Source organism: Amycolatopsis sp. NPDC114504 (assembly GCF_055633595.1).
The window spans coordinates 296,284-314,282 of record NZ_JBVKDU010000007.1 but is presented as its reverse complement, the minus strand read 5'-3'; the positions used below and the strand labels follow the sequence as shown (position 1 = coordinate 314,282).

The window sequence follows — 17,999 nt, the reverse complement described above, 5'->3', positions numbered from 1 at the left end:
CGTCTTACGAACACCGTTCTACATACGAACGGTGTTCGCGTCAAGTACAGTGTTCGCGTGACCGTTCCCCCACCGCCGTGGCGCAGCGCCCCACGCCGTCGCGCCGCGAAACCCGCGCTCTCCCAGGAGCTCGTCGTGAAGACGGCGTTGGAGATCTTGGCCAAGGAGGGGCTCGAAGCGGTCACCATGCGACGGGTCGCGCAGGAGCTGGAGACGGGACCCGCGTCGCTCTACGCGCATGTCGCCAACAAAGACGAGCTGGCGGAGCTGATGCTCGACGCCGTGCTCGCCGAAGCGCCGATCCCGGAGCCGGACCCGGCGCGCTGGGATGAGCAGGTGAAGGAGCTGGTCCGCGGTCAGATCCGGGTGATGGTCGCCCACCCCGGCATCGCGCGGGTGGCGTGGGACATCGCCGTGCCGGTCACGCCCAGCTCGCTTCGGCAGGGTGAGGCGATGCTGGCGCTGCTGCGCGCGGGCGGCCTGACGCTCAAGCAGGCGACGTTCGCCGGCGACGCCCTGGCGCTCTACGCCAAGGCGTACGCCTACGAAGCCAGCGGCTGGACCTGGGGCGACATCGATGAAGCCGACACCGCGAAACGCGGCGAGCAGATGGTGGCGTACATGCGGTCGCTGCCGCCCGAGGCGTTCCCGAACATGCTGCACGTCGGCGAGTTCTTCTCCGCCGAGACCGCGACCGAACGCCTCGAGTTCGCCCTCGACATCTACCTCGCCGGCCTCAGGGTCGTGGCGGCCAAGAACTAGGGCCGCAGGACGATCTTGCCGCGCGTGTGCCGCTGCTCCAGCTCGCGGTAGGCGTCGTGCACCTCGGCGAGGGGATAGACGCGCGCGATCGGCACCTCGAGAAGTCCCTTGCCCACCAGCAGGCTCAGCTCGCGCAGCACCTCGGCCGACGCGCCCGCCATGTTGCCGTCGGTCTTGACGTTGTACTTCGCGGCGGCTTCGTAGTCGATGATCGTGTCGATCCGGCCGGGGTGGATGCCCAGGTGCAGCGCCAGGTCGACGTAGCCGGAGCCGAAGGTGTCGACGAACGCGTGCACGCCGTCCGGGGCCGCTTCCTTGATCCGCTCGAGGACGCCGTCGCCGTAGGAGACCGGGACCGCCCCGACCGAGCGCAGCCAGTCGTGGTTCGCTTCCCCGGCCAGGCCGATCACCGTGGCGCCGGCCAGCTTCGCGAGCTGGACGGCCAGCGATCCGACTCCGCCCGCCGCGCCCGAGACGACGACCGTGTCCCCCTCGCGCGGGCACACCGCGGCCACCGCGGCGTAGGCGGTGGTGCCGGCGACGAACAGCGAGCCGGCGGCCTCCCACGACACCCCGTCCGGCCGCGGCGTGAGGTCCGAAGCCTCGGCCACGACGTAGTCCGCGTGGCTCGATCGCGTGTGGACGAAGCCGATCACCTCGTCGCCGACGGCGATCTCCTCGACGCCTTCGCCGAGCTCCGCGACGACGCCGGCGAAGTCGCTGCCCTGCCCGGACGGGAACGTCGCCGGGAACCGCTCGTGCAGGAGCCCGCGCCGGATCGACGCCTCACCCGGGTTGATCCCGGCGGCGCGGACCTCGACGAGCACCTGCCCCCGTCCCGGTGCCGGCCGCGGCACGTCCTCCACCCGGAGGACGTCCACGTCGCCGTACTCGTCGAACCTGATCGCGCGCGCCATGGGCCCTCCTGGAAAAGTCGTTGCTCTATACAAGCAACCAGGAGGTCCCCGGATTTAATCCCGTCAGCCCGCGAGCCGCCGCACGACGCCGTCGGCCAGCAGCCGCCCGCGGTCGGTGAGCACCGCGCGGCCGCGGGAGTCCAAAGCGGCCGGATCGAGCAGGCCCTCGGCCGCCGCCGCCCTGGCCTCCGCGAGCCCCGGCTCGTCCAGGACGTCGAGCGGAAGTCCTTCGGCGACACGCAGTTCGAGCATGATCCGCTCGAGGTGCTGGTCGTCGTCGGTGAGCACCTCGCGCCCGCCCGCGGGCGAGTCGCCGGCGGCCAGCAGCGCGGTGTAGCGCGCCGGGTGCTTGACGTTCCACCAGCGCACGCCGCCGACGTGGCTGTGCGCGCCCGGCCCGGCGCCCCACCAGTCGTCGCCGCGCCAGTAGCCGAGGTTGTGCCGGCAGCGGGCCGCGTCGTTCGCCGCCCAGTTCGACACCTCGTACCAGCGCAGCCCGGCCGCCGACAGCGTGGCGTCGATCATTTCGTAGTCCGCGGCCAGCACGTCGTCGTCCGGCGCGGGCAGCTCCCCGCGGCGCACCCGGCGGGCCAGCGCCGTGCCCTCCTCGACGATCAGCGCGTACGCCGACACGTGGTCGACGCCCGCGGCCAGCACGGCGTCGAGCGTCGCGAGGAGGTCGTCCGGGCGCTCGCCGGGCGTGCCGTAGATCACGTCGAGGTTCACGTGCTCGAACCCGGCCGCGCGCGCTTCGGCGGCGGCCTGGCCCGGCCGGCCCGGCGTGTGCACGCGGTCGAGGATCTTCAGCACGTGCCGCGCCGCCGACTGCATGCCGAGCGAGACGCGCGTGTAGCCGGCTTCGCGGATCCCGGCGAAGAACTCCGGCGACGTCGACTCCGGGTTCGACTCCGTCGTCACCTCGGCGCCCGGGGCGAGCCCGAAGACGTCGCGGACGGCGTCGAGCACCGAGCCGAGGCCCTCGGCGCCGAGCAGCGACGGCGTGCCGCCGCCGACGAACACGGTGTCGGCGGCGGGCGGCACGACCAGGACCTTCGCGGCCAGCTCCAGCTCGCGCCGCAGCCCTTCGAGCCAGGACTGCGGCGACGAGCCGGAGTCGAGCTCACCGGCCGTGTAGGTGTTGAAATCGCAGTAACCGCAGCGTGTCGCGCAGAACGGGACGTGCACGTAGACCCCGAACGTTCTGCTGCCGAGCCCCTTCAGCGCACTCTCCGGCAAGGCCGGATCGATCGAGGTGGCGGAGTCGGAACGCAGTACGGGCACCCTCGAATTGTCCCCTACGACGCCGGGAGGTTCGCCGCCGCCCAGTCCGGGTCGAGCGGGATCATCTCGATGACGTCGAGCAGGACACCGTTCGGATCGGCAACATAGAAGTGCCGCTGCCCGAACGCCTCGTCGACGACCGGTGTGACGAGGTCGACACCCGCGTCCACCAGCCGTTTCGCCTCGGCCGCGGCGTCCTCGACGACGAGCCCGAACATCAGCCCCGCCGTCTCCCGCGCCCGGTAGGCCGGCGGGACGGAGTCGTGCCCGCGCTGGACGAAGCTGATCTCGTAGCCGGGCGCGCCCGCGTTGACGCTGGCGAACCAGTCCAGCTCGACCGTGACCGGCAACCCGATCACGTCCCGGTAGAAGCGGGTGGTCGCGGCGACGTCGTCGACCAGGTACCCCGCCCCGAACCCCTTGACTTGCATCGCCAGTTCCTCTCCGTCAAACCACTGTACTTGTAGTACTCTAATCATAGTGGTTTGAGTCGGCAAGGAGGATTCGTGCGGCAGAACACCGAACGGCGGACGGCGCTGACGGACGCGGCCATCGAGGTCCTCGCCCGTGACGGCGCGCGCGGGCTCACCTACCGCGCGGTGGACACCGAGGCCGGCGTCCCGCCCGGGACGACGTCGAACTACTTCCGCGACCGCGACCAGCTGCTGGCCGAGGCGGGTGACCGCGTGCACGTCCGGCTGTCCGCGCCCGAGGAGGTCATGGCCGATCCGCGCGCCGAAGCGCCGTCGACCGGGCGGGTCGCCGCGCTGCTCGGCGACGTGATGAGCCGGCTGACCACCCGCCGCAGCTCCTACCTCGCCCTGCTCGAACTGCGCCTGGAGGCGAACCGGCGGCCCGGGCTGGCGGCGGCGCTGACCGCGACCGTGCGGGAGAGCTTCGACCTCAGCGTGGGCTTCCACGAAGCCGCCGGGCTGCCCGGCGGACGCGACGACGTCCTGCTGCTCTATCTGGCCCTGACGGGGCTGACCGTCGAGCGGTTGACATTGCCCGAGGCGTTCGCCGGATACTCGGATGCGCAGGTCGTGGGCCTGCTGGTCGACCGCATTCTCCCAGGCGAGTGACCCTTCTCCCACCATGCGGGCACCCCTGGACCACATTGTGGACGCGTGGCACGCTGACGCCGTGACTCATGCCGGTGTTCTCCTCGTGGCGCGCCGCCACGTCGACCTCCTGCGGGTCGCCAGCGCCCTCTGCGTACCCGTTCGCTGACTCCCGTCGCCACCACCTGCCACGAATTCTGGACAGCCGGCGCCGGAGGCCACCCGCGAGCCGGTGGTCCTCCGCTGCCACGAAAGCCTCTCGGAGGACGCCGCCATGGCCACGCCCCAGACCCCCGCCCGCCCCGCGCGCGTCAAGCAGAAGCGCGGTGAAGGGCAGTGGGCGCTCGGTTACCGGGAGCCGCTGAACCCGAACGAGCGGTCCAAGAAGGACGACCACCCGCTCAACGTGCGGGCGCGGATCGAGAACATCTACGCCCACCGCGGGTTCGACTCGATCGACCCGGGCGACCTGCGCGGCCGGTTCCGCTGGTTCGGCCTCTACACCCAGCGCAAGCCGGGCATCGACGGCGGCCGCACCGCGACGCTGGAGCCCGAAGAGCTCGACGACCGCTACTTCATGCTGCGGGTCCGGCTCGACGGCGGCGCGCTGACCACCGGCCAGCTCACCGTGCTGGGCGAGATCTCGCAGGCCTACGCGCGCGACACCGCCGACATCACCGACCGGCAGAACATCCAGTACCACTGGATCCGCGTCGAGGACGTCCCGACGATCTGGGCCAAGCTCGAAAACGCCGGCATGACGACGATGGAGGCCTGCGGCGACAGCCCGCGCGTCATCCTCGGCTCGCCGGTCGCCGGCATCGCTGCCGACGAGATCATCGACGGCACCCCGGCCATCGACGAGATCAAGCGCCGCTACATCGGCAAGCCGGAGTACGCGAACCTGCCGCGCAAGTTCAAGACCGCGATCTCGGGCCAGCCCGACGTCGCCCACGAGATCCACGACATCGCCTTCGTCGGCGTGAATCACCCCGAGCACGGCCCCGGCTTCGACCTCTGGGTCGGCGGCGGCCTGTCCACCAACCCGATGCTGGGGCAGCGCCTGGGCGCCTGGGTGCCGATCGACGAGGTGCCCGACGTCTGGGAAGGCGTCATCTCGATCTTCCGCGACTACGGCTACCGGCGGCTGCGCTCGCGGGCCCGGATCAAGTTCCTGGTCAAGGACTGGGGCGCGGAGAAGTTCCGGCAGGTGCTGCAGGACGAGTACCTCAAGCGGGAGCTGATCGACGGCCCGCCGCCGGTCGACCCGGCCGTGCCGATCGACCACGTCGGCGTGCACCCGCAGGTCGACGGCAAGTTCTACCTCGGCGCCGCGCCGATCGCCGGCCGCGTCTCCGGCGGCACGCTGGTCGCCGTGGCCAAGGCCGCCGAGCGGGCCGGGTCGGGCCGCGTCCGGCTCACCCCGCAGCAGAAGCTCGTCGTGCTCGACGTCCCGAAGGAGCAGGTCGAGACGCTGCAAGCCGAGCTGGCCGAGCTGGGGCTGGAGACGAAGCCGTCGCCGTGGCGGCGCAGCGTGATGGCGTGCACCGGGCTGGAGTTCTGCAAGCTCGCCATCGTCGAGACGAAGGCCCGCGCGCAGCAGCTCGTCGCGGACCTGGAGAAGTCCCTCGCGGACATCCAGGACGGCCTCGACACGCCGGTGACCGTGCACCTCAACGGCTGCCCCAACTCCTGCGCGCGGATCCAGACCGCGGACATCGGCCTCAAGGGCCAGATCGTCACCGACGCCGACGGCAAGCAGGTCGAAGGCTTCCAGGTGCACCTCGGCGGCGGGCTCGGCCTCGACGCCGGGTTCGGCCGGAAGCTGCGCGGCCACAAGGTGACCTCGGGCGAGCTGACCGGGTACGTCGAGCGCGTCGTGCGCAACTACGTCACCGGACGCGAACCCGGCGAGCGCTTCGCCCAGTGGGCCGGGCGCGCCGACGAGAGCGCCCTGCAGTGACCTCCACCGAGCGCGCCGTGCCGTACCACTGCCCGTACTGCGGCGACGAAGATCTGCGGCCGGAAGAGAACGGCGGCTGGCTTTGTTCCGCCTGTCGCCGGGTTTTCTCGGTCAAGTTCCTCGGACTGTCCCTTCCGGAGGTGTCCCGATGACCGCCACTGCCGACTACAAGACGCTCGCCGAGCGCGCGTCGAAAGAACTCGCCGAAGCGACCGCGGACGAGGCGATCCGCTGGACCGTCGACACGTTCGGCGAGGACTTCATCGTCGCGTCCAACATGCAGGACGCCGTGCTGATCGACCTCGCGACGAAGGTGAAGTCCGATGTGGACATCCTCTTCCTCGAGACGGGCTACCACTTCCCGGAGACGATCGGCACGCGCGACGCCGTGCAGGCGGTCTACCCGGACGTGAAGATCGTCAACGCCCAGGCCGAGCAGAGCGTCGCCGAGCAGGACGCCGAATACGGCGCCAAGCTGCACGACCGCGACGCCGCGCTCTGCTGCAACCTGCGCAAGGTCGTGCCGCTGCGCAAGACACTGGCGAACTACTCGGCGTGGGTGACCGGCGTCCGCCGCGTCGACGCGCCGACCCGCGCGAACACCCCGATCGTCACCTGGGACGACCGCAACGGCCTGGTGAAGATCAACCCGATCGCCGCGTGGACCGACGACGAGTTCAACGGCTACATCCGGGACCACTCGATCCTCGAGAACCCCCTCGTCTCGATCGGCTACCTCTCGATCGGCTGTGCGCCCTGCACGGCTCGCGTGGAGCCGGGTCAGGACCCCCGCAGCGGCCGGTGGGCGGGCCAGTCAAAGACCGAGTGCGGACTGCACGGCTGATGTCAGACACCGAGGGACGCATGACAACGTTGGAGCCCGCCACCGATGCGGCACAGGACAATCTCGCGGCTTTGGAGTCCGAGGCCATCCACATCTTCCGGGAGGTGGCAGGCGAGTTCGACCGCCCGGTGATCCTGTTCTCCGGCGGCAAGGACTCGACGCTGCTGCTGCACCTGGCGATCAAGGCGTTCTGGCCGGCGCCGGTGCCGTTCCCGCTGCTGCACGTGGACACCGGGCACAACTTCGACGAGGTCATCGAGTTCCGTGACCGCGTCGTCGAGAAGCACGGGCTGCGGCTGGTCGTCGCGAAGGTCCAGGACTGGATCGACGACGGGCGGCTCGAAGAGCGGGCCGACGGCATGCGCAACCCGCTGCAGACCACACCGCTGCTGGACACCATCTCGGAGAACAAGTTCGACGCCGTGTTCGGCGGCGGCCGCCGCGACGAGGAGCGCGCCCGGGCGAAGGAGCGGATCTTCAGCCTCCGCAACGCCTTCGGCCAGTGGGAGCCGCGCCGGCAGCGGCCCGAGCTGTGGAACCTCTACAACGGCAGGCACCGCCCGGGCGAGCAGGTCCGCGTCTTCCCGCTGTCCAACTGGACCGAGGCCGACGTCTGGAACTACATCGCCCGCGAGAAGGTCGAGCTGCCGTCGATCTACTACGCGCACCAGCGCGAGGTGTACCTGCGCGACGGGATGTGGCTCGCCGAAGGCCCGTGGGGCGGCCCGCGCCCGGGCGAGGAGGTCCGCGAGCGGACGGTCCGCTACCGGACGGTCGGCGACGGCTCGTGCACCGGGGCGATCGAGTCCACCGCGGCCACCGTCGAAGACGTCATCGCCGAAGTTTCGGCGTCGCGGCTGACCGAACGCGGCGCCACCCGCGCCGACGACCGGATGTCCGAGGCGGCCATGGAAGACCGCAAGCGTGAGGGGTACTTCTGATGAGCTCGCTGCTTCGCCTGGCCACGGCCGGAAGCGTGGACGACGGCAAGTCCACTTTGGTCGGCCGGCTGCTGTACGACACCAAGTCGGTGCTCGCCGACCAGCTCGACGCGGTCACCCGCGCGTCCGTCGACAAGGGACTGTCCACACCGGACCTGTCGCTGCTCGTCGACGGCCTGCGCTCGGAACGCGAGCAGGGCATCACCATCGACGTCGCCTACCGGTACTTCGCGACGCCGAAGCGGTCGTTCGTGCTGGCCGACACGCCCGGGCACGTGCAGTACACGCGCAACACGGTGACCGGCGCGTCCACCGCGCAGCTGGCCGTGCTGCTGGTCGACGCGCGCAAGGGCGTCATCGAGCAGACCCGGCGGCACGCGGCGGTGCTCGCCCTGCTCGGCGTGCCGCAGCTGGTGCTCGCGGTGAACAAGATCGACCTGGTCGGCTACGACGAGGCGACGTTCACGGTGATCGCGAAGGAGTTCGCGACGCACGCCGAAACGCTGGGCTATCCCCAGGGCTCGGTGCTCGCGATCCCGGTCTCGGCGCTGGAGGGCGACAACGTCGCGACGCGCTCGGAGCGGACGCCGTGGTACTCCGGCCCCAGCCTGCTGGCGCACCTGGAGGACGTGCCGGTCGCGCCCGACCCGCACGACTCGGCGCTGCGCTTCCCGGTGCAGTACGTGATCCGCCCGCGCACGCCGGAGTACCCGGACTACCGCGGCTACGCGGGCCAGATCGCCGCGGGCACGGTCCGCCCCGGCGACGAGATCGTCGTGCTGCCGCAGGGCATCCGCAGCCGCGTCGAGCGCATCGACACCGCCGACGGCCCGCTGGACGAAGCCGGTGCCGGGACGTCGGTGACGCTGCTGCTCACCGACGACATCGACATCTCCCGCGGCGACCTGATCGCCGCCGCGGACGCGCCGCCGCGGGTCACCGACGAGATCACCGGCACGCTGTGCTGGCTGTCGTCCAAGCCGCTCAAGCCGGGCGCGCGCGTGCTCGTCAAGCACGGCGCCCGCACGGTGCAGGCGCTGGTCGGCGAGCTGCACGCGCGGTTCGACGAGCAGAAGCTGTCCAGTGTGGACGCTCCGACCTCGTTGGAGCTGAACGACATCGGCCTGGTCACCTTGACGCTGGCCGAGCAGCTGAGCGTCGACGACTACGGCGACAGCCCGCGCACCGGCGCGTTCCTGGTGATCGACCCGAAGGACGGCGACACCCTCGCCGCGGGCCTGGTGGGCGAGCGCTTCTCGTGACGCCGCCCCTGGTCGCCGTCGCGCACGGCAGTCGTGATCCCCGCTCGGCGTCGACCGTGCGGGCGCTCGTCGACGTCGTGCGCGCCCAGGCGCCCGGGGTGCCGGTGCACGAGTCCTTTTTGGACCTCTCGGAGCCGCTCGTCACGGACGTGCTGCGAGGGTTGTACGCGTCGGGCCACCGGTCGGCGGTCGTGGTGCCGCTGCTGCTCGGCAGCGCGTTCCACGCGCGGGTCGACCTGCCGGCGCTGATCTCTTCGGTGACGGCTTCGTGCCCGGGCTTCCGCATCGAGGTGTCGGACGTGCTGGGAGCGGACCCGGCCCTGGAGGCGGTGGCCCTGGACCGGCTGGCGCCCGCTCCTCGCCGGCGCGGGACGGGTGTGCTGCTCAGCGGAGTCGGCTCGTCCAACGCGTCGGCGAACGCGGTCGTCGCTTCCCTGGCCGCGCGCTGGGAAGAGCGGCTGGGTGTCCCGGTGAGCGAGGCCTTCGCTTCGGCCGCCCAGCCGGACATCCCCGCGGCCGCCGCCCGGTTGCGCGCCCGCGGCGTGCGGCACCTGGTCGTGGCGTCGTGGTTCCTGGCGCCGGGGTTGCTGCCGGACCGCATCGCCCGGCTGGCCCTCGATGCGGATCCGAAGGCGTTCATCGCGGAGCCACTGGCCGACGACCCACGCGTCGCCGACGTCGTCATCAGCCGGTACGCCACCGCGATGAGCGGACTGCTCCGCCAATACGCGTAACCCGCCGGCGGTGCCATGCCGGACGTAGGGCAGCTGATCGTCATGAGCGTGGTGCCGGTCCAGAGCCGCTGGATCAACTTCCCCGGGTCCGTGTTCGCGTGGCATTTCTCAGCCGCGGTGTCGGCAAGGGGCGTACTGGTCGAGCGCTTGGCGTGCCGCCTCCGTGTCTTGGCGGTACATCGGTTCGAAGGCGAATCCGCGGTGTTCGCCGGGTTTGAGATGTGCTTTCGATTCGGCGGCGGCCTTGAGCATCGTGTCGACGTCGGTCTTCACCTCGGGCGGGGCGGTCTTCGCCAGCTCGGCGCCCGCGTCGGCGATCACGTCGGCTTGCCGAGTGAGCTCGGCGATCCCGGGCGCTTTCCGGCCGTTGCCTTCATCGGGCCGTACGGTTCTGGCAAGGTCGGCGCTGAAGTGGATCAGCAGGAAGGAGAATTCCTGCAACTGGCCGCACAAGGCCTGCTGTGCACCGTCGGGGGCCGGTGAAGTGCTCGCGGTGGGTGCCGCGCTGCTCATCGGAGGCGGTGGCGAACCGGCTGTGCAGCCGGCGAGCGCCGTGGCGACAGCCAGTGCCACTGCCGATCTGCCGAGCGTGTGCACGAGATGACTCCTCGGTCCGTCGGTCTGGTACGACGTATCTACCCAAAGAGCGCTGGGAGGGGTCCCGGACCGCAGGTCAGTGTGCGCCGTTCCCGGCAGGCTGGACCACTTTCGGTAGCTCAAGGCGATCACCCGGAGCCCACCACCGCCAGAAGGCGAGTCTTTTTCACATTTCTGGTGACGCTGCGCGCATGGGAACGGTAAATCCTTGACGTGCTAGTTAACTTGCCGGTAACTATCTAAGCGCTGCGCGGCTTTCTTCTCCCCCCTCCAAAACCGCAGGTAGGTGGATACAAGTGAAAGCACTTCACCTTTCCAAGCTCGGCGTCCTGGTCGCGGTCGCGGCCCTCCCGATCGCTCTCGCCGCCCCGGCTTCGGCGGCCACCACCGTCGCGTTCGACTGCCAGGCCGACGCCCCGATCGTCGGGCCGCAGCAGGTGTCGCTGAACCAGGACGCCGACGTCACTGCGCCCGCCACGGTCGCCCCCGGCGGCGCGTTCGACGTCGTCATCGACCCGGCGCCGAACACCGTCCCGGGCGACGTCAGCGGGAACAAGGTCAAGAACATCAACACGTTCGCGCTGAAGTTCCCGATCCCGGCGAACTCCACGTACGTCGGCGCGGACCTGGCCGGCGGCTCCGGGCTCGGTTCGACCCCGCCGACCATCGCCGTCGCCAACGGGGTCGCCACCCTGAGCTTCCCCGGCCCGATCGCCGGCGGCGCCACCTTCGAACTGCCCACCGTCACGGCGCACCTGACCGCCGGCCAGTCGGGCACGATCGAGACGAAGCTGTCCGGAACGAGCTACAGCGACCCGGGCCTGACGTTCAAGGCGGTGGCGAGCACGATCATCGGCGACATCACCGCGCCGACGGCCTGCTTCCCCAACCCCAGCCCGGTCTTCACGACGACGACCATCGGCTGACGTCCGGGCCACCCCGTGGGTCCTCACCCACGGGGTGGCCCGCGTAACACCGGTGGCGCGCGGGGAGTGTGCAAAGGTGTCGGTCATGGCTGACGAACTGGTGCACTACGACGTGGTGGGCGGCACCGCCACGATCACCCTGGACTCCCCGCACAACCGCAACGCGCTGTCGGCGCAGCTGCGTCGCGAGCTCTCCGGCTCGCTGGCGAAAGCGGCCGCCGACGATGCCGTGCGGGTCATCGTGCTCACCCACACGGGTCCGGTGTTCTGCGCGGGGATGGACCTCAAGGAGGCCCGCGGCGCCGGCGCGGGCGACCAGGGCGTGAACGAGTTCCCGAAGATCCTCGAGCAGCTGTGGACCAGCCCGAAGCCGGTCGTCGCCCGGCTGGCCGGCCCCGCCCGCGCCGGCGGCATCGGCATGGTGGCGGCGTGCGACATCGCCGTGGCGGTGCCGGAAGCGACGTTCGCCTTCTCGGAAGTCCGCATCGGCGTCGTCCCGGCGGTCATCTCCCTGACGGTCCTGCCGCGGCTGAACGCACGTGCGGCGCACGAGCTGTTCCTGACGGGCGACACCTTCGACGCGCGCCGCGCGGTCGAGATCGGCCTGCTGAACTCGGCGGTCCCGGCCGAAGAGCTCGACGCCGAAGTGGCCCGGTTCGTGAAGGCGCTGGCCGCGGGTGGGCCGACGGCGCTGGCCGAGACGAAGGCGCTGCTGAGCCGTCCCCGCCCGGCGACGCCGTCGGAGGGGTTCGACGAGATGATCGGGCTGTCGGCGAAGTTCTTCGCGAGCGAGGAAGGCCAGGAAGGCATCCTGGCCTTCGCCCAGAAGCGCAAGCCGAACTGGGTCCCGCAGGACTGAGGCTCAGGCGTCGGGCAGCACGACCGTCAGCCGCCACGAGCCCGCGCTGCGCCCGCTCGGCCCGAGCGCGCGCTGCGCGTCCGAAAGCACGCTGCGGATCGCCAGGTACGTCTTGGGTTCGGTCCTGCGCAACGCGTCCGAGCCCGGCCAGATCAGCACGTGCTCCCCCGGCGGCAGCCAGGACAGGTCGGTCAGGCAGTCGTAGAGCGCGTCGAGGTTGTGGCCGAAGTAGTCCGGAAAGGACAGTGCCGCGGCGAACGCGCTCAGCGTGCTGGCCTTGTCCACCGTCGGGTGCGAGTTCACCAGGTGCGGGTACGCGCCCCTCGCGAAGGCCTCTTCCGCGGCGGCCTTCGCCTGCTCCGAGGCGCTCATCGGGCCGGGTCCACGACGACGAACGACCCGTAGTGGTCGCCGGTGTAGTACAGCTCGTGGGCCTGGCCCGTGATCAGCCGCCGCGCGCCGCGGTCGGCGCTGCCGGGGGTCTTCACGGTGTACTCGTGGTAGTAGCCGGACTTCTTGCCGGGCAAGCGCTTCTCGCGGTTCTCGAACACGACGTCGTCGTTGCGCGGGTACGGGTACGGCCCGCCCTTTTCGATCAGCTTCCACGTGTCCCCGGCCTGCGACGGCAGGGTCGTCAGTGCCTTGACCGGCAAGCCGGAGTCCGCGCCCGGCACGGCCGCGCCACCCTTGGCCGGCGCGCTCGCCGACGTGCCCGGGGTGCCGCTCGGGCCGGGGGTCGCCGGGGAGCCGTCGCCGACGGCGTCCTTGACCAGCCAGCCCCCCAGCACCAGCACGAGGAGCCCGATCAGCGCGGCGGTGATCCGCCTTCGGTTGAACATGGTGCGCCAGCCTAGGACGGGGTGTCGGAGCGGTCGTCGTCACGCCCCGGTGCGAGCCTGCGGGCGAAGAGCCCGACGAGCTTGTCGAGCACCCACGCGGCGGCCAGGCACAGCGGTACGACGACCACCATGACCAGCACGAACTGGACCGGGAACCAAGCCTGGGCGAGCCACAGCTCGACCCCGTCCCACCAGTCGGCAAGCCCGTTGAACACGGTGTGAGCCTACGCGCGGTCTACTGCCGCCGCGCTTCAGGGGCGGTACGTTGCGAGGCATGTTCGCCGTGTACGCGCAGGAACCCAACGCCGAAAGCCCCCTGGACTCGCTCGTCGTCGGCGAGCGCCCCGAACCCGACGTGCCGGAAGGCTGGGTCCGGGTGCACGTCAAGGCGGCCAGCCTCAACATGCACGACCTCTGGACGCTCCGCGGCGTCGGCATCAAGCCCGAGCAGTTCCCGATGATCCTCGGCTGCGACGGCGCCGGGACCCTCGACGACGGCTCCGAGGTCGTGATCCACTCCGTGATCAACGCGCCGGGCTGGCAGGGTGACGACACCCTCGACCCGAAGCGGACGCTGCTCACCGAGAAGCACCAGGGCACCTTCGCCGACCAGGTGATCGTTCCGGCCCGCAACGTCGTCCCGAAGCCCGCCGCGCTCAGCTTCGCCGAGGCCGCGACCATGGGCACGGCCTGGCTGACCGCCTACCGGATGCTCTTCGTGAAGTCCGGGCTGCGGCCGGGCCAGACGATGCTCGTGCAGGGCGCGTCCGGCGGCGTATCGACCGCGCTGGTGCAGCTCGGCCGCGCGGCCGGGTTCCGGGTCTGGGTGACCGGCCGCAGCGAGGAGAAGCGCGCGCTCGCCTCGAGCCTCGGCGCGCACCAGACGTTCGAGTCGGGCGCGCGGCTGCCCGAACGCGTCGACGCCGTGTTCGAGACCGTCGGCAAGGCAACCTGGTCGCATTCGGTCAAATCACTCAAGCCGGGCGGGATCATCGTGGTCTCCGGCTCGACCAGCGGCCCGGACGCGGGCGCGGAGCTGCAGCGCGTCTTCTTCCTCCAGTTGCGCGTCGCCGGGTCGACCATGGGCACCCGCGACGAGCTCGCGGACCTGCTCGCCTACCTCGACCTGACCGGGGTGCGGCCCCAAATCGGCGCCGAACTGCCCTTCACCGAGGCCCCTAAGGGGTTCCGGGCGATGCTCGACGGCGACACCGCCGGCAAGATCGTCTTCACCCGCTAGACCCCCGCTGAGCTGGGCGGATCGTCTTGTTCCGCCCGGCTCGGCATTAGGTGAATCCCTAACGTACTCAGTTCGAGATCTGGTCGTTAGCACCTGAATTCGACCAAACCCCAATGGTCGCAAGGTATTCTGTGGTCATGACCGCGACGAAGCGGCCCGACTCGGCTGGACCGGGCGGCCGGTCCAGCAGCGACCCGGACCCGATCCGGGTCTCCTTCCGGCGCTACGCCGGTGTCCGCACCCGCGTCCTGGAGGTCGGGGACATCGCCGGTGACCCGGAGCTCCCCCGCCGTTCCCTGCGCCGCCGCGCGGCCACGCCGCACCCGCGGCCGAGCACACCGCGGCTGGTGCTGCTGCACGGCTACTGCGACAGCGCCGACACGTGGCGCCCCGCTCTCGAGCAGCTCGCGGCCGCCGGGATCCCGGCGGTCGCGGTCGATCTGCCCGGGTTCGGGGACGCGCAGCCGCTGCGGCCCGGCCCGATGCTGCCGCAGCTCGACGCGTTCACCACCGCCGTCGTCCGCGAGCAGGCCGTGCTCGGCTCGGTCGTGCTGGCCGGCAACTCCCTCGGCGGCACCATGAGCCTGCGCGCGGCCCAGAACAGCCGGCTGCCGATCTCCGGTGTCGTGTCCATCGCCGCGCCCGGGTTCGTCGACTCCTGGCTGATCCGGACCGTCGCGCGCTACCCGTTCCCGCTGCGGCTCTACTCGGCGCTGCCGGTCCCGGTGCCGGGGTTCCTGGTGCGCAAGGTCGCCGAGCAGCTCGTCCCGCGGCTGCTCTACGCCGACTCGACGGCGGCCGACGCGATGCAGGTCCAGCGCTTCACCGCGCTGTTCCCGGACTACCGCGCGACCAAGAACCGGCTGGAGCAGGCCCGGCAGCTCGTCGCCGAGCTCGCCGACGCCTACCGCCTGGACTCGGTGAAGGTGCCGCTGCTGGTCGTCGCGTGCGGCAAGGACAAGCTCGTCACCGCCGCGTCCGGGCGGCAGCTGCACACGCTGGTGCCGCACAGCCGCCTGCTGGTCCGCGAAGACTGGGGGCACTGCCCGCAGCTCGACGACCCCGTCGAAATCGCCGAGCTGCTCACCTACTTCGCGGCGAGCGCGGTCCGGACCACCCAGGCCAAGCGCGCGGTCGAGGCCGTGAGCGAGGACACCGCGGCGGGCTGAGCGGCTCACGCTGTCTTCACACCGAGATCGCGGTAGGTTCCGGCGTTGGGTCCGTGATCCGGATCCGTCCACCGCGACGTTCGGGAGACGATGATGTCCGCTCCAGTGGGTGCCGGCTCCGGCATCTTCCGGCGCAAGCCGATCGACCAGATCCAGGACACCTCGGAAGAGGGTGGCCTGAAACGGACTTTGGGTCTGTGGCAGCTGACCGCCATCGGTATCGGCGGCATCATCGGCGCCGGGATCTTCGCCCTCGCCGGCAGTGTCGCGCACGGCGACGACTCGGCTGGCATCCCCGGCGTCGGCCCGGCCGTGCTGATCTCGTTCCTCATCGCCGGCGTCGCGAGCGCCGCGGCCGCGTTCTCCTACGCCGAGTTCGCGGGCCTGATCCCCAAGGCCGGGTCGGCCTACACGTACGGGTACGCGGTGCTCGGCGAGGTCGTCGGCTGGTTCATCGGCTGGGACCTGCTGCTGGAGTACACCGCGATCGTGGCGGTGGTGGCGATCGGCATCTCCGGCTACTTCAGCTTCCTGCTCGGCCAGCTCGGCCTCGACCTGCCCGCCTGGATGCTCGGCGCGCCCGGCACCGGCCCGGGCCACAAGGTCGACCTGTTCGCCGCGCTCCTGTGCCTGCTGATCGCGTTCCTGCTCAACCGAGGTATCCGCAGTGCGGCCCGGTTCGAGACGGCGATGGTCGGGATCAAGGTCCTGATCGTGCTGGTGGTCATCCTGGTCGGCTTCTTCTACGTCAAGACGGGCAACTACACGCCCTTCGCCCCGGCCGGCTTCGGCGGCGCGGTGACCGGCGCGGCCACGGTGTTCTTCGCCGTCTTCGGCTACGACGCCATGAGCACCGCCGCGGAGGAGTCGAAGGACGCGCAACGGCACATGCCGAAGGCGATCCTCTACTCGCTGGCCATCTCGATGGTGCTGTACGTCCTGGCCTGCCTGGTGCTGACCGGCATGCAGAAGTACACCGAGATCGACCCGAAGAGCGGCTTCTCGACGGCGTTCAAGTCGGTCGGCCTTTCCGGGCTGGCCACGGTGATCGCGATCGGCGCCATCGTCGGCATCCTCACCGTGCTGTTCACGTTCCTGATGGGCGCCACGCGGGTCGGCTACTCGATGAGCCGCGACGGCCTGCTGCCGCCGTGGTTCGGCAAGACGAACGTCAAGCGGCAGGTGCCGAGCCGGATGACGTGGCTGCTCGGCGGTGCGTCCGCGATCATCGCCGGCGTGCTGCCGATCGGCGAGGCCGCGGAGCTGACGAACATCGGCATCCTGCTCGCGTTCGTCGTCGTCTGCGTCGCGGTGATCGTGCTGCGCTACAAGCAGCCGGACCTGCCGCGGACGTTCAAGACACCCGGCATGCCGGTGGTCCCCGCGATCGGCATCGTGTTCTCGATCTGGCTGATCACGTTCCTGCAGCCGGAGACCTGGATCCGGTTCGCCGTCTGGTTCGTGCTCGGCATGATCGTCTACTTCGCCTACAGCAAGCGCCACTCGCTGCTGAACCGCACCGGCGGCTCGGACAGCTAGCGGATGCGGTCGAGGCGTGCGGCGGCGTCGCGCGCCTCGACCTTCAGCCGCTCGAGGATGACGGCGGCCGACGCGTCGTAGGCAAGCGGATAGGTCTGGCCCGCCCACAGCGAGATCGCTTCCGGGTCGCCGGCCTTCGCCGCTGCCTTGCGCACCGGCCCGGCGAGGCTGTTCAGCTGCGGGTAGGCCGCGGGCGCGCCTTCGGAGAGCGCGTCCATGAACTTGTTGACGAGCCCGCGCGCCGGGCGGCCGCTGAAGGCGCGGGTGAACGCCGTCTCGCGCTCGGCCAGCGCCAGGGCCTTGCGGTGCGCCTCGGACGTCCCGGCTTCGTCGGCACGCAGGAAGACGGTGCCCAGCTGGGCGGCGACGGCCCCGGCGGCGAGCACGGCGGCGACGTCCGCGCCGTGCACCAAACCCCCGGCCGCGATCAGCGGCAGGTCGACGTGGGCGGCGACGAGCCGCAGCAGCGCGAGGACGCCGTATTCGGCACCGCCGCCGGGCCGGTTCGCGTCGTCGGTGAACAGGGACCGGTGGCCGCCCGCTTCGAAGCCCTGCAGGACGAGGGCGTCGGCGCCGAGGTCGGCGGCCCGATGCGCGGCCTCCGGGGTGGTCACGGTGACGACGACCGCGCTGCCGGCTTCGTGGAGCCGGACGACGTCCGACGGCGACGGCGGCCCGAAGGTGAACGACACCACGGGAATGCGCTTCTCGAGCACGACGTCCAGCTTCGCGGGGTACGCGTCGTCGTCCCACTTCGGTTCGCCGAGTTCGACGTCGTATTCGCCGGCGAAGGCCTGCAGACGCTCGCGGTGCGCGGAGACGTCGGCGCCGGTGTCGGGCTGCGGCACGAAGAGGTTGACGCCGAACCCGCGGCCGGTCAGCTCCCGCGTGCGGTCGATCTGCGCGGCGAGCGCCGCGGGCGTGAGCATGCCGGCCGAAAGGAAGCCGAACCCGCCGGCCTCGCCGACCGCGGCGACCAGCTCGGGGGTGGTCGGCCCGCCCGCCATCGGGGCGGCGATGACCGGGAACGTCAGCTCGTCGAACATGCTCCCGAGCGTAATCGCC

22 protein-coding genes are annotated in these 17,999 nt (G+C 71.0%); 14 read left to right on the top strand and 8 right to left on the bottom strand.

Annotated features, from left to right (window positions below):
- Window positions 1-57: 57 nt before the first annotated feature.
- On the top strand, window positions 58-762 hold the full coding sequence (locus tag ACZ7PG_RS48240; protein ID WP_470245965.1) for a TetR/AcrR family transcriptional regulator: 705 nt from the start codon (window positions 58-60) through the stop codon (window positions 760-762).
- Here ACZ7PG_RS48240 and ACZ7PG_RS48235 read toward each other — a convergent pair.
- From ACZ7PG_RS48235 to ACZ7PG_RS48225, 3 genes are all read right to left on the bottom strand, one after another.
- A complete protein-coding gene (locus ACZ7PG_RS48235) occupies window positions 759-1,679 on the bottom strand; it encodes an NADP-dependent oxidoreductase (RefSeq protein ID WP_470245964.1) in 921 nt (306 codons plus the stop codon). The two genes, ACZ7PG_RS48240 and ACZ7PG_RS48235, sit on opposite strands and share 4 nt — an antisense overlap.
- A gap of 63 nt (window positions 1,680-1,742) precedes the next feature.
- Window positions 1,743-2,960, bottom strand: coding sequence for a radical SAM family heme chaperone HemW (gene hemW / locus ACZ7PG_RS48230; protein ID WP_470245963.1), 1,218 nt, complete (start codon window positions 2,958-2,960; stop codon window positions 1,743-1,745).
- Between the two features lie 14 nt (window positions 2,961-2,974).
- Window positions 2,975-3,391 (bottom strand): VOC family protein, encoded by a 417-nt coding sequence (locus ACZ7PG_RS48225; protein ID WP_470245962.1) that lies wholly within the window; start codon window positions 3,389-3,391, stop codon window positions 2,975-2,977.
- Between the two features lie 75 nt (window positions 3,392-3,466).
- Here ACZ7PG_RS48225 and ACZ7PG_RS48220 point away from each other — a divergent pair, with 75 nt between their 5' ends.
- The 8 genes from ACZ7PG_RS48220 (at window position 3,467) to ACZ7PG_RS48185 (ending at window position 9,765) form a co-directional block, all read left to right on the top strand.
- Window positions 3,467-4,042: a TetR/AcrR family transcriptional regulator gene (locus ACZ7PG_RS48220; RefSeq protein WP_470245961.1), complete on the top strand. Its 576-nt coding sequence runs from the start codon at window positions 3,467-3,469 to the stop codon at window positions 4,040-4,042.
- Entirely contained in the window at window positions 3,993-4,190 is a 198-nt protein-coding gene (locus ACZ7PG_RS48215) for a putative leader peptide (protein ID WP_470245960.1), read from the top strand. Before ACZ7PG_RS48220 ends, ACZ7PG_RS48215 begins: the two co-directional genes overlap by 50 nt.
- Before the next feature lie 105 nt (window positions 4,191-4,295).
- Complete coding sequence (locus ACZ7PG_RS48210) at window positions 4,296-5,984, top strand: nitrite/sulfite reductase (protein ID WP_470245959.1); 1,689 nt, start codon at window positions 4,296-4,298, stop codon at window positions 5,982-5,984.
- Window positions 5,981-6,136, top strand: coding sequence for an Insertion element protein (locus ACZ7PG_RS48205; RefSeq protein ID WP_155545716.1), 156 nt, complete (start codon window positions 5,981-5,983; stop codon window positions 6,134-6,136). The genes ACZ7PG_RS48210 and ACZ7PG_RS48205 overlap by 4 nt, the downstream gene beginning before the upstream one ends.
- Entirely contained in the window at window positions 6,133-6,828 is a 696-nt protein-coding gene (locus ACZ7PG_RS48200; protein ID WP_470245958.1) for a phosphoadenylyl-sulfate reductase, read from the top strand. The genes ACZ7PG_RS48205 and ACZ7PG_RS48200 overlap by 4 nt, the downstream gene beginning before the upstream one ends.
- A 20-nt stretch (window positions 6,829-6,848) precedes the next feature.
- Entirely contained in the window at window positions 6,849-7,769 is a 921-nt protein-coding gene (gene cysD / locus ACZ7PG_RS48195) for a sulfate adenylyltransferase subunit CysD (protein WP_470245957.1), read from the top strand.
- The gene (locus tag ACZ7PG_RS48190; protein ID WP_470245956.1) at window positions 7,769-9,031 is read left to right on the top strand and encodes a sulfate adenylyltransferase subunit 1; all 1,263 of its coding nucleotides are present in this window, start codon (window positions 7,769-7,771) and stop codon (window positions 9,029-9,031) included. The genes cysD and ACZ7PG_RS48190 overlap by 1 nt, the downstream gene beginning before the upstream one ends.
- Window positions 9,028-9,765, top strand: a complete 738-nt coding sequence (locus ACZ7PG_RS48185) for a sirohydrochlorin chelatase (protein ID WP_470245955.1) — start codon at window positions 9,028-9,030, stop codon at window positions 9,763-9,765. Before ACZ7PG_RS48190 ends, ACZ7PG_RS48185 begins: the two co-directional genes overlap by 4 nt.
- Before the next feature lie 108 nt (window positions 9,766-9,873).
- On the opposite strand, the gene ACZ7PG_RS48180 is transcribed toward ACZ7PG_RS48185, so the two are convergent.
- Window positions 9,874-10,362, bottom strand: coding sequence for a hypothetical protein (locus tag ACZ7PG_RS48180; RefSeq protein WP_470245954.1), 489 nt, complete (start codon window positions 10,360-10,362; stop codon window positions 9,874-9,876).
- 296 nt (window positions 10,363-10,658) lie between these two features.
- Between ACZ7PG_RS48180 and ACZ7PG_RS48175 the strand changes: the two genes are divergently transcribed.
- Both ACZ7PG_RS48175 and ACZ7PG_RS48170 read left to right on the top strand, forming a co-directional pair.
- Complete coding sequence (locus ACZ7PG_RS48175; RefSeq protein ID WP_470245953.1) at window positions 10,659-11,288, top strand: cyclase; 630 nt, start codon at window positions 10,659-10,661, stop codon at window positions 11,286-11,288.
- A gap of 85 nt (window positions 11,289-11,373) precedes the next feature.
- Window positions 11,374-12,147, top strand: a complete 774-nt coding sequence (locus ACZ7PG_RS48170) for an enoyl-CoA hydratase family protein (protein ID WP_470245952.1) — start codon at window positions 11,374-11,376, stop codon at window positions 12,145-12,147.
- A 3-nt stretch (window positions 12,148-12,150) separates the two neighbouring features.
- Here ACZ7PG_RS48170 and ACZ7PG_RS48165 read toward each other — a convergent pair whose 3' ends face one another.
- The 3 genes from ACZ7PG_RS48165 to ACZ7PG_RS48155 are packed head-to-tail and all read right to left on the bottom strand — an operon-like array spanning window position 12,151 to window position 13,201.
- A complete protein-coding gene (locus ACZ7PG_RS48165; protein WP_470245951.1) occupies window positions 12,151-12,519 on the bottom strand; it encodes a barstar family protein in 369 nt (122 codons plus the stop codon).
- Window positions 12,516-12,986, bottom strand: coding sequence for a guanyl-specific ribonuclease (locus ACZ7PG_RS48160; RefSeq protein WP_470245950.1), 471 nt, complete (start codon window positions 12,984-12,986; stop codon window positions 12,516-12,518). Before ACZ7PG_RS48160 ends, ACZ7PG_RS48165 begins: the two co-directional genes overlap by 4 nt.
- Window positions 12,987-12,997: 11 nt before the next feature.
- On the bottom strand, window positions 12,998-13,201 hold the full coding sequence (locus tag ACZ7PG_RS48155) for a hypothetical protein (protein ID WP_086676857.1): 204 nt from the start codon (window positions 13,199-13,201) through the stop codon (window positions 12,998-13,000).
- A 59-nt stretch (window positions 13,202-13,260) separates the two neighbouring features.
- On the opposite strand from ACZ7PG_RS48155, the gene ACZ7PG_RS48150 reads away from it, so the two are divergent.
- The 3 genes from ACZ7PG_RS48150 (at window position 13,261) to ACZ7PG_RS48140 (ending at window position 16,934) form a co-directional block, all read left to right on the top strand.
- On the top strand, window positions 13,261-14,226 hold the full coding sequence (locus tag ACZ7PG_RS48150; RefSeq protein WP_470245949.1) for a quinone oxidoreductase family protein: 966 nt from the start codon (window positions 13,261-13,263) through the stop codon (window positions 14,224-14,226).
- Window positions 14,227-14,363: 137 nt separating this feature from the next.
- On the top strand, window positions 14,364-15,395 hold the full coding sequence (locus tag ACZ7PG_RS48145) for an alpha/beta fold hydrolase (RefSeq protein ID WP_470245948.1): 1,032 nt from the start codon (window positions 14,364-14,366) through the stop codon (window positions 15,393-15,395).
- Window positions 15,396-15,488: 93 nt separating this feature from the next.
- Window positions 15,489-16,934 (top strand): amino acid permease, encoded by a 1,446-nt coding sequence (locus tag ACZ7PG_RS48140; RefSeq protein ID WP_470245947.1) that lies wholly within the window; start codon window positions 15,489-15,491, stop codon window positions 16,932-16,934.
- Here the strand turns inward: ACZ7PG_RS48140 and ACZ7PG_RS48135 are convergent.
- Window positions 16,931-17,980, bottom strand: a complete 1,050-nt coding sequence (locus ACZ7PG_RS48135) for an NAD(P)H-dependent flavin oxidoreductase (protein WP_470245946.1) — start codon at window positions 17,978-17,980, stop codon at window positions 16,931-16,933. The genes ACZ7PG_RS48140 and ACZ7PG_RS48135 overlap by 4 nt on opposite strands.
- Between the last annotated feature and the right edge of the window lie 19 nt (window positions 17,981-17,999).